The organism is Actinomadura nitritigenes (assembly GCF_017573545.1).
In the GTDB taxonomy this organism is placed as follows: Bacteria; Actinomycetota; Actinomycetes; order Streptosporangiales; family Streptosporangiaceae; genus Spirillospora; species Spirillospora nitritigenes.
The window spans coordinates 136,218-149,743 of sequence record NZ_JAGEOK010000027.1 but is presented as its reverse complement, the minus strand read 5'-3'; the positions used below and the strand labels follow the sequence as shown (position 1 = coordinate 149,743).

The following is a 13,526-nucleotide window of genomic DNA, read 5'->3' as shown; positions in this document are numbered from 1 at the left end:
GGTGGGGCATGAGGGCCTCCTGCGGTGTCGGCGTAGATGTCGCAATCCACACCGAACCCGGAGGCCCTCCCTCATTCCAAGATCATCCGACCGTGTCCCCGCGTTCACAACCTCCATAGACAGAACAGCTAGCCCGCACGGCGCCGGAGGCGGGAGCGGGCTCAGACCCGCCGGATGTCGGCGAGCCAGGCGGCGACGCCCTCGGCGTCGAAGCTCGTCACCAGCCGGTCCGGGGCGATGGTCAGGACCTCCCAGCCGTGCGCCCGGTCGAAGGACGCCCGGAGCTCCTCCCGGGTGACGCGGCGCGGGCCCCAGTCGCCCGGCTCGGCGTCGCTGAAGCAGAGCAGGTGGAGGCGGCCTCCGGAGGCGGTCACGGAGGCGAGGCTCTCGACGTACTCCCGCCGCTCGCCGTCGTCGAAGGTGTGGAACAGGCCGCAGTCGAGGACGGTCTCGAACGTCCGGCCGAGGCGGGCGAGCCGGAACGCGTCGGCGAGGGCGAACTCCGCGTCGACGCCGCGCTCCCGCGCCTTCTCGCGTGCCATCGACAGCGCCGTCCCGGCGATGTCGACGCCGAGGACCCGCGCGCCCGTGGAGGCGATGCGGAGGGCGTTCTCGCCGGTGCCGCATCCCGCGTCGAGGACGGGGCCGGTGAAGGCGCCCTCGCCGGCGAGGCGCACCACCGCCGGCTGCGGCCGGCCCACGTCCCAGGGCGCCGGCTCCTCGCCGCGGTAGGAGTCGTCCCAGGGCCGCGCGGTCGCCCGCTCACGGCTGGTCGGCTGTCGCCCGCCGTACCCGTCGTCCGTTCCCTCTGACACCTCGCGCCTCCTCACACCGTGCTGGCACAGACGGGCCACATCGTCGCACGGGCGTCCCGCGGGCCGCCCGCGAACGGGGACGGTGCGCCCCGGCCGGACCGCCGGGTTTCCCGGTTCGTAGGGGAGGCGTTACGCCGCCTTTAGGGCGCGCGGACCAAGGGCCGCGCAACGGTGCCGCCTAATAGATGGAGGGGACAGGCCGGCGGTGATCGGGGGGTGACGGAAGGGTGCGTCCGCGTCTCGCGCCGACCTCGATCCGCGCGCGCTTCACCCTGGCCATCACGGGCGTCTCCCTGCTGGTCTACGCGATCATCGGCGTCGGCGTGGACACCACCGTCCGCAACCGCATCGAGCGGGACGGCTTCCGCGACACCCAGCGGGCGGCCACCGAATGGATCGGCTCGATGCGCTCGCCCGTCCCGCCGCAGCCGATCACCAGCGGGCGCGTCCCCTACCTGCAGCTCGTCGACGCCAACGGGAGCGTGGTGTCGGACAGCAGGGCGGCGAGCGGGCTGCCCGCGCTGAGCTCGCTGAAGCCGCCCCCCAGCGACCGGATCCAGAACCGTGTCCAGTGCGCGAACGGACGCTGCCTGCTGCTCACCGCCAGCAGGGTCTCCCCGCAGGAGGCCGCCCGGCTGTGGGCCGGCCAGAGCCACATCGTCTACGCGGCGATGCCGCGGCCCGCGCTGCTCGGCACCGAGCGGCTGGAGGCCCTCGTCGCCGCCGGCGTGCTGGCGGCCTCGCTGCTCACGGGCTGGGCCGCCTGGGTCCTGGTCGGCCGCACCCTGCGCCCCGTCGAGGCGATGCGGGCGCAGATCGCCGAGATCACCATCAGCGACCTCAGCCTGCGCGTCCCGCAGCCGTCCGGCGACGACGAGATCGCCCGGCTGGCGCGGACCGCCAACCAGACCCTCGCCCGGCTGGAGGACGCGATGGAGCGCCAGCGCCGGTTCGGCTCGATGGTCTCCCACGAGCTGCGCCGGCCGCTCACGGGCCTGCGCACGCAGCTGGAGGAGGTGCTGCTGTACCCCGAGGCCGACGCGCGCCGCGGCGTCCGCGACGCGCTCGCGACGGCCGAGCGGCTCCAGTCGATCATCGAGGAGATGCTGATGCTCGCCCGCGTCGGCACCGGGCCGCGGACCGTCGAGCCGGTCGGCCTGGCCGCCCTGGCGCGCGAGGAGGCCGCCCGCTGCGCCGGCGGTCCGCCCGTGGAGGTCAGCGCCCCGGAGGAGCTCACCGTCACGGGCAACCGGGTGCAGCTCGCCGGCGTGCTCGCCAACCTGCTGGTCAACGCGCAGCGCCACGCCCGCGCGAGCGTGCACGTCACGGTGCGGCGCTCGGACGGCGCCGCGGCGGTCGCCGTCCAGGACGACGGTGAAGGGATCGCCCCGGGCGACCGGGAGCGCGTCTTCGAGCCCTTCACCCGGCTGTCCGAGGGCCTCCGCCGCGATCCCGCCGGGAGCGGCCTCGGCCTGGCGATCAGCCGCACCGTCGCCGAGGCCCACAACGGCACGCTGCGGGTCGAGGACTCACCGCGCGGCGCGCGGTTCGTCCTGCGCCTCCCGCTGGCCCCGCCCCAAGCCTGACCCCCGCGCCTCGCGGCACGGGGGCCTGGGGCCGTCATCCGCAGTGGAAGCCGAAGAGTTCGCGGACGTACGCGCCGGACGGGTCGTTGGGCAGGTCCGGGTCCGGCCTGCAGGTGACCGTCACGGGCTTCGCCTTCTCGGGGACGAAGCCGCGGATCGTGAAGGTGCCGTGGATGTCGCCGGCGGCGCGGGCGCCGCCCTTCTCCGGCCGGCAGCCGAGGATCCCGCGGGCGAGCCCGCTGGTGGACAGGACCAGCTTCGAGCAGCTGAAGTCGGCGGCGGGCCGGCCCGGCCTCTCGGCGGCGGAGGCGGCCGTCGCGGTGATAGGCCCGGTCGTCGCGGCGGCCAGCGAGGCGGCCGTGAGGATGCGCAGGCAGGAGAGCATGGAAGACGTCCTAACTGCCGGGGCCGGCGGGCCTGGGCCGCACCGGCCTGACCTTGAGACTTCTGTGTCATGCCGTCAGCGGGCCGTCCTACCCGGCTTCCAGCGGCTCTCACTGATTTCCATGCGAACCTTGCGAATCGTGTGAAACGCCCATATCGGGCGGCGCATCGCGCGCCGCCGGCCATTCCGCGCGGAGGATCGAGTAGTGGACGCTGGCGCGCCACGTCCCGTCGGGGCGCGGCCAGTCGCGCCGCACCAGGCCGTCGCGGCGGGCGCCGAGCCTCTCCAGCGCGCGCTGCGACCTGGCGTTGGCGGGGTCGGTGCGGAACGCGACCTTCGCGAAGCCGAGGACGTCGAAGGCGTGCGCGAGCATGAGGCGCTTGGCCTCGGCGTTGGTGCCGGTTCCCCACCAGGGGCGTCCGAGCCACGTGGAGCCGATCTCGATCTGCCCGCGCACCGGGTCGGGATACCAGTACGAGCTGGTCCCGGCCACGCCCTGGCCGGTGACGATCGCGTACGGCCGGCGCTGCGGCGTGCCGAGCGCCCTCTCGATCCAGGCGCTCATCTCCTGGATCGAGGCGGGGCGCGGGTAGGGCAGGTGGGCGAAGACCCGGTCGTCGGCGGCGGCGAGCAGCCCGGCCGCGTGCCCGGCGGTGAGCGGCTCCAGCCGCAGCGCCGGTCCGGTGAGCACCTGTTGGAAGCCCGTTTCCGATCCCATGACCGCACAGTCTCCCTGAGCCGCCGCACACCGCCGGGCGACGGCGCCGGCGGGTTGGGGCCCGCGCCGCCGGGGAATGTCGGCGCAGGTGGGGAAGGGAGAGAACGGGTGAGCGTGGCGGCGGGGGTCGATCACGCGGCGCTGTTCGCCGCGATGCCGAACCCGTCGCTGGTGATGGGCCCCGGCCTGGTGATCGCGGAGGTCAACCGCGCCTTCGTGGACGCCACCGGGCGGACCCGCGAGGACCTGGTCGGCCTGCACGTGCGCCAGGCGTTCCCCGACGAGGCGGACGCCGAGGGGCTGCGGAGCCTGGAGGCGTCCCTGAACCGGGTCCTCGCCACGGGCGAACCCGACACGATGCCGCTGCAGAAGCACCGCATCCCGGGGCCGGAAGGCGTCGAGGAGCGCTGGTGGGCGCCGGTGAACGTGCCGGTGCCCGGCGCGGACGGACGCATCGCGTGGATCGTCCACCAGGCCGAGGACGTCACCCCGTACGTGACGTCCGGTCCGGGCGCGGTGCGCGGCGACCGTCCCGGCGTCTGGAAGGGCGCGCACCTGGAGACGGCGCAGACGCTGGAGGCCAAGCTGTACGCGCGGGCGCGCGAGCTGCAGCGGCTGAACGCGGAGCTGCGCGGGGCGCACGCGCGCGAGCGGCAGGTGGCGCTCACGCTGCAGCGGGCCATGCTGACGACGCCCGACCTGGACCTGCACGGCGAGGTGGCGGTCCGGTACCTGCCCGCCACCCGGGGGCTGAGCGTCGGGGGCGACTGGTACGACGTCGTCCACCTGCCGCCCGACCGGTTCGCGCTGGCGGTCGGCGACGTGGTCGGGCACGGGCTGGAGGCGGCCGCCGCGATGGGCATGCTCCGCAGCGCGCTGAGCGCGGCCGTGCGCGCGGTCGGGCGTCCCGCGCCGGCGCTGGAGGTCCTCGGGCTGTACGCGGGGTCGCTGGAGGCGGCGCTGAGCACGACCGTCGTCCAGGCGGTCGTCGACACCGGCAACCAGGTGATCACCTACAGCAGCGCCGGGCACCCTCCGCCGGTGCTCGCGCGCGCCGACGGCCGCCAGGACCTGCTGGACAAGGCGACCGATCCGCCGCTGGGCGTCCAGACCGTCCCGCGCCCGCAGGCGAACGCCTCCTACGAGCCCGGCGACACGCTGGTGCTGTACACCGACGGGCTCATCGAACGCCACGGCGAGGACATCGACATCGGTCTCGGCCGTCTCACCTGTGCCCTCGCCGATGCGGCCCGGTACGACGCCGCGCAGCTGGCCGACGCCGTGCTGGCCCGGCTCGGCGTCGCCGGCGGCGGCCCGGACGACATCGCCCTGGTCGTCGCCCGGCTCTGACGCCGCCCCGGACGGGCGGTTCAGAGCCGGATGCGGCCGGTGAGCCAGTCCGCGATGAAGTGCTCCAGGGACGGCGCGATGCAGCGCCGGTTGTCGGTCCGGTGGTCCCAGACGAAGATGTCGGGCCGGCCCTCGGGCACGAGGACGTAGCCGAACAGGTTGCCGTCGCCGGGGGCGTCGGAGAAGAACAGCAGCTGGTCGAACGCCATGTAGAGCCGCTTCAGGGCGGGGTAGGTGCGCATCTCCAGGTTGCCCTGGAGGAGCTGTTCGGCGGAGAAGACCAGGTTGTAGCCGTTGGCGTCGACGACGCCGTCGGTCTCGCCGAGCAGCTTGACCAGGTCGTCGGGGAGCAGGTGCCCGAGGCTCTCCTCGACCCGCTGCAGCTCCTGCTCGGTGGCCGGCGGGGCGAAGCGGGCCTCGCGGGTGTGTTCGTCGATCAGCTCACGCCACATTCGCGAATCATGACGAAAGGGAACCCGCGCCGTCCAGCCGACCGGCCCGGGGCCCTTGACGTGCCTTCTCGGCAATCATACATTCACTCATTATCTGTATGAATGGAGGGCGGCGGGATGGGACGCAGGACGGCCGTGGTGCTCGGCGGGAGCGTGGCGGGGCTGTGCGCCGCGGGGGTGCTCGCCCGCCACTTCGACGAGGTGATCGTCCTGGAGCGGGACCTGCTCCCGCCGGACGCGCGGCACCGCCGGGGCGTGCCGCAGAGCAAGCACCCGCACTTCCTGCTCAACTCCGGCCGCCGCGCGATCGGCGCGATCCTCCCCGGGTTCGAGGAGGCGCTGATCGCCGCGGGCGGGATGCACCTGATGCCGTCCATGGACGCGGCGTACTGCGAGAACGACGGCTGGGCGCCGCGCAAGTCCGGGTCGATGACGATGGTCTACAGCTCGCGCGTGCTCATCGAACGGGTGCTGCGCGACAAGGTCCGGGAACTGCCCGCCATCGAGATCCGCGAGGGCGCGACCGTCACCGGGCTCCGGTCCACCGGGGGCGGCACCGCGCGCGGACGCGTCGAAGGCGTGGAGTACCGCACCGCCGACGGCGGCGACGCGCACCTCGCCGCCGACCTGGTCGTCGACGCGCTCGGCCGCGGCTCCTCGGTCACCGACTGGCTGAGCGCGGCCGGCTGGACCGCGCCGCCCGAGAGGACCCTCGACGCCAAGGTCACCTACACCTCGCGGTGGTACGACCTGCCGCCCGCCGACCGGCGCCCCGAGACGTGGTGGTGGAAGCACCTGGTCGTCACCCCGACGCAGGACACCGGCGACCACCCCGCCGAGCACGAGTTCCTCAGCAACTTCTTCCCGATCGAGGGCGACCGCGCCATCGTGTGCATGGGGTCGTGGGGCATCGAGATGCCCCGCAGGCCCGAGGCGTTCGAGGCCGCGGTGGACCGGGTACGGGCCACGCTCTTCGGCCGGGCGACCCACGCGTGCACCCCGACCTCGGAGGTGCACCTGACCCGCTCCACCGGCAACAAGTGGCGGCGCTTCGACCTGCTGGACGTGCCGCCGGCCGGGCTGGTGTGCGTCGGCGACTCGATCTGCGCCTTCAACCCGTTCTACGCGCAGGGGATGAGCTCGGCGGCCCGGTCCGCGCTCATCCTCGGCGAGATGCTGCGCGCCCGCGACGATCTGGGCCTCGCCTTCGTCCGGGAGTTCCTCGCCCGGCAGAAGGAGTCCCTCGACGTGCCGTGGATGCTCGCGATGGCCCGCGACCAGGCGTACGACTTCGCGACCGGGACGGAGGTCGCCCCGCCCTGGCGGCGCCGGCTGGCCGCGCGCCTCGGCTGGCCGGTCTTCAACGCGATCAACGCCGCGAGCCGCGAGGACGCCTACGTCGAGCGGACGTTCGCCGAGGTGTTCAACCTCGACCGGTCGCTGAAGGAGATGGCCCGGGACCCGCGGTTCTGGTTCGGCATCGCGCGGTACAAGCTGCGGCAGCGGCTCGGCCGGACGGTCGTGCCCGGAGGGTTCGACGCCCGGCAGGACCCGCCCGGCACCGACTTCACCGGCTTCACCGGGGCCGCGTCGTCCGGGGCTGCGCGGCGCGGCGACGACCTCGTCGGCGCCTGACGGGCGGAGGAGACATGGGATACACCTGCGACCCGGTGGCCGAGCGCGTCGCCGAGAGGCTCGGCTTCTCCTGCCGGCACGCCCGTCCCTTCGTGACGTTCCGCGACCCGTTCGACCTCGCGAACGGCACCATGCCCGTCCTGGAACTGCTCATCATCGGCGGGGCGGTGTTCGCCCTCGTCCACGCCTGGCGGCGATGGCGGCGCGACGGCGACCCGGTCAACATCGCGCTGTGGTTCGCCTCGGTCGTCTACCTGGCGGTGATCGAGCCGCCGCTCTACTTCCCCGGCTGGTTCGGCCTGGAGGAGCAGGTCGGGTTCATCTTCTCGCACAACGTGTTCACCGTGCAGTTCATGTACGACCGGCTGCCGCTCTACATCGTGGCGTTCTATCCCGCGATCTCGCAGCTCGCCTACGAGCTGGTCCGGGCGCTGGGGGTGTTCGCGCGGCGCGGGCCGCTGGCCGGCGCGGTCGCGGTCGCGTTCGCCTGCCAGGTCTTCTACGAGGTCTTCGACCAGCTCGGCCCGCAGCTGAAGTGGTGGGCGTGGAACCCCGGCAACACGATGATCAACCGGCCGGCGCTCGCCTCGGTGCCGATGAACAGCATGCTGCTGTTCGCCTCGGTCTCGTTCGGCGCGATGACCTACCTCGTCGTCCGGCTGGTCGGCGCGAGGGCGGACCGGAGCGCGCCGCCGGGCCGGAGCGTGGCCTGGCGCACCGTCGTGGCCGGCGCCGTGACGCCGCTCGCGATGATCATCGCGAGCGCGCCGAGCGGCGCGTTCCGCGGCGACGACCAGGTCGGCGTCCAGCGGGGCATCCTCTCCGCCGAGCTGGCCGTGGTCTGGATCGCCGGGCTCTACCTGCTCGTGGACGCCTACCGCGCGACGCGCGCGGGCGACGCCGCGCCGGTGGCGTCGCCGGTGTTCGCGCGGATCTACCCGGCGGTGTACCTCGCCGTCCTCGCCGTCCTGTGGCTGGTCGCGCTGCCGGAGTACTTCGCCGCGACCGGCGGCGTCACCGAGCAGGGCACCCCCGTCGGCAGCCTCTGGTACGCCGCGCTGTGCGCCGTCGCCGCGGCGGGCCTCATCCTGGCCGTACCGCGCGCGAACGCGTCACGGCCGGCCGCGGAGGCTGTGCGATCCTAGGGCCATGGCGCACCACGGCTGGGGAGGCCGGCCCCCCGCATCGGATGCGGAGGCGCGGCAGCGCATCGTCGACGCGACCGCACGCTGCATCGACCGGCACGGCGTCGCGAAGACGACCCTCTCCGACGTCGCGAACGAGCTCGGCGTCACGCGCCAGACCGTCTACCGCCACTTCGCCCGGATCAGCGACATCGTCGGCGAGGTGGCGGCGCAGGGCGCCGAGTCGTTCGTCGACCGGCTGGTCGACCACCTCCAGGGCGTCGGCGATCCGGCCGAGGCCGTGGTCGAGGGCATGATGTTCTGCGTCCGGACCATCCCGACCGAGCCGCGCCTGAGCCTGCTGCTCCAGCTGAAGGACTCCAGCGCCTTCGGCCGCGGGGCCACCACCGCGGACGCCATCGGCTACGGCGCCCGCATGCTGCGGCGCTTCCCCGTCGACTGGGCGGCCGCCGGGGTCGGCGAGGACGACCTGACCGGCCTCGCCGAGATCATCATGCGGCTGCTGACGTCGCTGCTGCAGAACCCCAGCGAGCCGCCGCACGACGACGCCCGGCTGCGCGCCATGCTCGACCGCTGGCTCGCGCCCGCGCTGCGCCGGCCGGCGGCGTCGCTGCACCGCGTCCACTGAGCCCGGCTACTCCTTCCCCGCCGCCTTCCGGGTCGTGAACGGCAGCACGAGCCGGGACGGGTGGACCGCGTCGCGGTAGATCTTGTGGGTGACGGGGCGGCCCACCGGCAGGTGGAACGCGTCGGGCGGCAGCAGGGCGTTGTGCTCGTCGGCGAGCGGCTCGTCGTTGGACAGCTCCACCACCAGCCTGTGGCCGGGCAGGAACGTCGCCGCGAACGGGTAGACGCGCAGCACGTACTCCTCGATCCTCCCCGGCTCGACCGGCACCGCGCGGGTGTGCGGGTGGTAGGGGTTCCCCTCCGTGGTGCGCTCCTCGTCGAGCTCGCGGTGCGAGGCCTTGAGGTACGCGGTCGTGACGAGCTGCCGCTCACCGCCCGGCGCCTCGTCCCACAGGCGCAGGATGAAGTTCGTGTCGGGCTGGTCGATCTCCGCGAAGAGGTGCGCGGCGCCCTGCCCGATCATCTCCGCGGGCTCGCCGAACGGGGCCGTGCTCCAGCTCAGCATCTCCACCTTGTCGGTCACCGTCAGCGGCGCCTGGTAGAAGCCGTCCGGGGCGGCGTGCTCGGGGCCCATGGGCTCGGGCTCGAACGACAGCGCGCGGCGCGGGCGCAGGTAGAGCGACCGGTGCTCGACGTCCTTCGGCGGCCACTGCGCGCCGGTCACCCGCTCGCGGGAGCCCTCGACGTGGACGGTCACCGCGGGCTCGTCCATGACCCCGTTGTCGATGTCCTTGATCCAGTGGTCGTACCAGCGGAACATCTTGTCGTGCTCCTCGATGAAGGGGCGCGACTGCATCGGCGGGTACGGGCCGATGTCGAGCTTCTTGGGGCCCTTCAGGGCGTTGAAGACCTCGATGGTGCCGTCCAGCGTCCAGCCCCGGCCCTGGTCGATCTGCAGGTAGACGGGGACGTCGATGTTCGGGGCGAGGGTGACCGGGTTGCGCTCCTCGTACCACTCGCCGTCGACCTCGTTCATCACGATGTCGAACCAGGCCTCGTGGTTCTCCGGGTAGTTCAGCACGTGGACGAGGTTCGGCCAGGCGGCCACGTCCGGGTCCCGGAGGCGCTCGGCGACGCGCTCCTCGATCTCCCCGGGGGAGTAGGTCTCCAGCATGCGGGACCTGACCCGGTCGGTGAACGCCCAGCCGGAGTCGCCGCCGCGGCCCTCGCGGGCGGCGCGCGGCATGAACCACATGACGCCGCCGTGGTAGGTGGTCTCGTAGAAGTCGTAGTGGCCGCCGCTGACGAAGATCGCCTTGAGGCTCGGGGGCCGCTCCGCCGCCGCCAGGACCTGCATCGAGCCGAAGTAGGAGATGCCGATCATGCCCACGCTGCCGTCGCACCACGGCTGCGCCGCGACCCACTCGATGAAGTCGTACGCGTCCTGGCCGAGGGGGACGCCGCCGGCGTTGTAGTTGCCGATGTGCTCGCCCTCCGAGGCGCCGGAGCCGCGCAGGTCGCCGATGACGTGGACGTAGCCCTCCCTGACGACGCGCGCGATGTCGCCCGCCTCGATGCAGCCGTCCCACATCGGGCTCGGGCGCCGCTGCGGCGGCGTGGTGAGGGCGAGGGCCTGCAGCTCCTTGCCGTACGGGCTGAGCGCGACGAGCGCGGGACGGGGCTCGTCGCCGGGGCCGTGGTAGGCGTCCGCCGCCAGCGTGACGCCGTCACGCATCGGCACGCGGAGGTCCTTGCGGACGGCGATCTCGTCAAGGCCCGCCTGGATGGTCCGGAAGTCAGCCATGGCTGCGAAGCTCCCCTGTCAGGTCGAAGTGCGTGCGGTAGCCGTGCATCGACGTGAAGAACGGCGACGGCTCCAGGGTGGGATCGGCGGTGTAGCCGACCTCTCGGGCCACGGGCGCGAAGGGGGAGTACGGCGAGTCCGTCTCCCGGAGGCCCGCGCACAGGCAGGCGCGGGCGGCCCTGCCGACCCGGCCCTCGATGTCGAGGCTCTCGCGCAGTGCCTCTTCTGCCTGCTCCGCGTCGAGTTCGACGCCGTACGGCGTGCCGTCGGCGCGGCGGTACGGGTGGCCGAGGTAGAGGTGCCGCGGGCGGATCTCGTCGCGCAGGCGCTCCAGGCTCGCGCGGTAGGCGGCCGGGTCCTCGAACCCGGGGAAGCCGTTGGCCGCGCCGTGCACCTGGACCGCGTCGCCGACGAAGACGGACCGCTGCCCGTCGACGACGTAGGCGACCGACCCCGGTGTGTGGCCGGGGATCGCGTGCACGGAGACGGTGACGCCGCCGCCGAGGGAGATCGTCTCGCCGCCCTTGACGAGCACGGTCGGCTCCATCTCGCCGGAGATGACGGCACCGGCCGCGGCCGTGACCTTCGCTTCGCCGTCGGGGTCGTCCAGGTACCGTCCCCGCCCGGCGAGGTACTCCTCCACGTGGGCGCGGCGCGAGCGCAGCAGCGGCGCGTCCGCCTCGTGGATCACGACCCGCGCGCGCCGGCCCGTGAGCTCCCACAGGGCGCGGGCCCCGCCGACGTGGTCGATGTGGCCGTGGGTGAGCAGGATCCAGCGGACGTCCTCGATCCTGCGGCCGACGGCCCGGAGCGCGGGCGCCATGCCCTCGGCGGGGGAGGAGGCGATGCCGGTGTCGACGACGGCCGGCTCCGGCGCGTCGATGAAGAAGCTGTAGAGACCGAACCGGCCCCACGGCGAGACCAGCGGATGGACGAGCACAGCAGACATGTCACTCCTTTCGGACTTCGTGGGGCGGTGGTCAGCGCGCGAGGAAGTCGCGGGTCTCCGCGTACGCCCGGTGGTACTCGGGGATCCACGCGAAGTGCTGCACGAAGCCGTGCCCCGCGCCGGCGTACCGGCTGACGGTCGCGTCCACGCCGGCGTCCTTCAGCCTCCGCCCGTACAGCTCGCCCTCGTCCCGCAGCGGGTCGAGCTCGCCGGTGATGATCAGTGCGGGCGGCAGCCCGGTCAGGTCGGCGCGCCTGATCGGGGAGACGCGGGGGTCCGCCGGGTCGGCGCCGCTGCCGAGGTAGAAGGCGTTGAACGGCTTGAGCCCGGCCGTCTCGAGCCCGTGGCCGACGGCGTTCTCCCGCAGCGACGCGTAGCGGTCGGCGTCGAAGTCCAGGTCGAGCGACGGATAGAACATCACCTGATGGGTGATCCGGTCGAAGCCGTCGTCGTGGGCCATGCCGGCGACCGCGGCGGCGAACGTGCCGCCGGAGCTGTCGCCGGCGATGGCCAGCGTCGTGCCGTCCCACCCCAGGGCGCCGCCGTTCTCGGCGGCCCACCGGACGGCGGCGTAGCAGTCGTCGAGACCGGCCGGGAAGGCGTGCTCGGGCGCCCGCCGGTAGCCGACGGAGACGACCTTGAGCCCGGTCTCCCCGGCGAGGGAGCGCGCGACGTGGTCGTGCGTCTCCAGGCTGCCGAGGAAGAACGCGCCGCCGTGGAAGTAGATGAGCAGCCCGTGCGCGCGGGCGTCGTCCGGCGTGTAGACCCGCACCGGGACCTCGCCGGCGGCGGTGCGGGCGGTGACGTCCTCGACGGAACGGAGCGGGAGGCGCTCGGCGACGGGCGGGACCTGCGACTCCTCGTCCGCGCGCATGGCCGCCGGGTCCAGCGGGCCGGGCGGCGGCGCCGGCATGGCGGCGAGGGCCTTGGCGATCTCCGGATGCAGCGGCACGGCGTCAGACCTCCGCTTCCCGAGCGGCGGGCGGCTCCGACGCGGTCCTTTGCGACGTGGGCCTTTGCGACGCGGGCTTCTGGCCGGGGAAGACCTCGTCCACCTCGTCCTCGCTCCAGCCCTGGCGGGAGATGCGCTGCAGCTCGTCGGTCGCCGGCTTGCGGGTCGCCTGGTAGAGCGCGAGCGCCTCCGGGATCGAGTCCGCCTCCCGCAGCGCGTCCGCGAGCGCGCCGGCGTCGAGGATCGCGGAGTTCGCGCCCTGGCCCTGGTGGTGCAGCATCGAGTGCGCCGCGTCGCCGAGCAGGACGACGGAGTCGGAGTGCCACCTGCCGACCGGGTCGATGTCGTAGACCGCGCGGCAGTTGACCGTCTCCATGTCGAGGCCGCGGGTGATGCTCACGATCCGCTCGTCGAAGCCCTCGACGGTCTTGAGCAGGTCGTCCTTGGTGACGGACGGCGCCCACGTGGCGTCCGGGCACAGCGCGGTGATGTCGAAGGACACCTGGCCGCGGTGGCGCAGCGGCAGCAGGTAGACCTTCGTGCCCCGGCCGATGTACATCCGCAGGTTGTCGTCGACGGCCATGCCGTGGGCGTCGTCGACGTCGATGACGGCGCGGTAGGCGTGCTCTCCGGAGAAGACCGGCTCGCCGGCCGAGAACAGCTGCCGGCGCACCACCGACCTGATGCCGTCGGCGCCGACGACCAGGTCGGCCTCGACGGTGGTGCCGTTGGCGCACGTCAGGACGGCGCCGTCGCCCCTGTCCTCGATCCTCTCCAGCTTGTGGCCGAGGCGGACCATGCCGTCCGGCAGCACCGACAGCAGCGCCTCGATGAAGTCGCCGCGGTGGATCAGGTGGGTGGTCTCGCCGAAGGCGTCGATCTCCGGCCACGGCTCCTTCATGATCGGGTCGCCGGTGGCGGTGAGGATCTCGAAGTAGTCGCTCGGGGAGCTGACCTTGCGGACCGCGCCGGCGATGCCCCACTGGCGGAACCGGTCCATGGTGGAGGGGCGCAGGCCGATGCCCGCCCCGACCTCGCGGATCCGGCTCGCCTGCTCGTAGACGGTGACGGTGGCGCCGAGGAGGCTGAGGGCCTTCGCCGCGGCGGCGCCGCCGTACCCCGCGCCGACGACGGCGATGTTCAGGTTCTTCAGGTCCGAGGACTGCAT

13 protein-coding genes are annotated in these 13,526 nt (G+C 73.5%); 5 read left to right on the top strand and 8 right to left on the bottom strand.

Annotation, left to right across the window (positions count from 1 at the left end):
- Positions 1-161 precede the first annotated feature (161 nt).
- Positions 162-815 (bottom strand): class I SAM-dependent methyltransferase, encoded by a 654-nt coding sequence (locus tag J4557_RS35090; RefSeq protein ID WP_208271073.1) that lies wholly within the window; start codon positions 813-815, stop codon positions 162-164.
- A gap of 227 nt (positions 816-1,042) precedes the next feature.
- Here J4557_RS35090 and J4557_RS35085 point away from each other — a divergent pair, with 227 nt between their 5' ends.
- On the top strand, positions 1,043-2,401 hold the full coding sequence (locus J4557_RS35085) for a sensor histidine kinase (protein ID WP_208271072.1): 1,359 nt from the start codon (positions 1,043-1,045) through the stop codon (positions 2,399-2,401).
- 34 nt (positions 2,402-2,435) lie between these two features.
- Here the strand turns inward: J4557_RS35085 and J4557_RS35080 are convergent, their stop codons facing one another.
- Together J4557_RS35080 and J4557_RS35075 are read right to left on the bottom strand one after the other, a co-directional pair.
- Positions 2,436-2,786 (bottom strand): hypothetical protein, encoded by a 351-nt coding sequence (locus J4557_RS35080; RefSeq protein ID WP_208271071.1) that lies wholly within the window; start codon positions 2,784-2,786, stop codon positions 2,436-2,438.
- A 109-nt stretch (positions 2,787-2,895) separates the two neighbouring features.
- Positions 2,896-3,504, bottom strand: a complete 609-nt coding sequence (locus tag J4557_RS35075; RefSeq protein WP_208271070.1) for a GNAT family N-acetyltransferase — start codon at positions 3,502-3,504, stop codon at positions 2,896-2,898.
- A 108-nt stretch (positions 3,505-3,612) separates the two neighbouring features.
- Between J4557_RS35075 and J4557_RS35070 the strand changes: the two genes are divergently transcribed.
- Positions 3,613-4,854, top strand: coding sequence for a PP2C family protein-serine/threonine phosphatase (locus J4557_RS35070; RefSeq protein WP_307800390.1), 1,242 nt, complete (start codon positions 3,613-3,615; stop codon positions 4,852-4,854).
- A gap of 20 nt (positions 4,855-4,874) precedes the next feature.
- Here J4557_RS35070 and J4557_RS35065 read toward each other — a convergent pair whose 3' ends face one another.
- On the bottom strand, positions 4,875-5,306 hold the full coding sequence (locus J4557_RS35065; protein WP_208271069.1) for an SMI1/KNR4 family protein: 432 nt from the start codon (positions 5,304-5,306) through the stop codon (positions 4,875-4,877).
- A 117-nt stretch (positions 5,307-5,423) separates the two neighbouring features.
- Here J4557_RS35065 and J4557_RS35060 point away from each other — a divergent pair, with 117 nt between their 5' ends.
- From J4557_RS35060 to J4557_RS35050, 3 genes are read left to right on the top strand one after another with little or no spacing between them, the layout of a single operon-like run.
- Entirely contained in the window at positions 5,424-6,941 is a 1,518-nt protein-coding gene (locus J4557_RS35060; protein ID WP_208271068.1) for an FAD-dependent oxidoreductase, read from the top strand.
- Positions 6,942-6,955: 14 nt separating this feature from the next.
- The gene (locus J4557_RS35055; RefSeq protein WP_208271067.1) at positions 6,956-8,086 is read left to right on the top strand and encodes a hypothetical protein; all 1,131 of its coding nucleotides are present in this window, start codon (positions 6,956-6,958) and stop codon (positions 8,084-8,086) included.
- A gap of 4 nt (positions 8,087-8,090) precedes the next feature.
- A complete protein-coding gene (locus J4557_RS35050) occupies positions 8,091-8,714 on the top strand; it encodes a TetR/AcrR family transcriptional regulator (protein ID WP_208271066.1) in 624 nt (207 codons plus the stop codon).
- A 6-nt stretch (positions 8,715-8,720) separates the two neighbouring features.
- Here the strand turns inward: J4557_RS35050 and J4557_RS35045 are convergent, their stop codons facing one another.
- The 4 genes from J4557_RS35045 to J4557_RS35030 are packed head-to-tail and all read right to left on the bottom strand — an operon-like array spanning position 8,721 to position 13,526.
- Positions 8,721-10,457, bottom strand: a complete 1,737-nt coding sequence (locus tag J4557_RS35045) for a CocE/NonD family hydrolase (protein WP_208271065.1) — start codon at positions 10,455-10,457, stop codon at positions 8,721-8,723.
- Positions 10,450-11,406 (bottom strand): MBL fold metallo-hydrolase, encoded by a 957-nt coding sequence (locus tag J4557_RS35040; protein ID WP_208271064.1) that lies wholly within the window; start codon positions 11,404-11,406, stop codon positions 10,450-10,452. Before J4557_RS35040 ends, J4557_RS35045 begins: the two co-directional genes overlap by 8 nt.
- A gap of 31 nt (positions 11,407-11,437) precedes the next feature.
- Complete coding sequence (locus J4557_RS35035; protein WP_208271063.1) at positions 11,438-12,358, bottom strand: alpha/beta hydrolase; 921 nt, start codon at positions 12,356-12,358, stop codon at positions 11,438-11,440.
- Positions 12,359-12,362: 4 nt separating this feature from the next.
- Positions 12,363-13,526, bottom strand: coding sequence for an FAD-dependent oxidoreductase (locus J4557_RS35030; protein WP_208271062.1), 1,164 nt, complete (start codon positions 13,524-13,526; stop codon positions 12,363-12,365).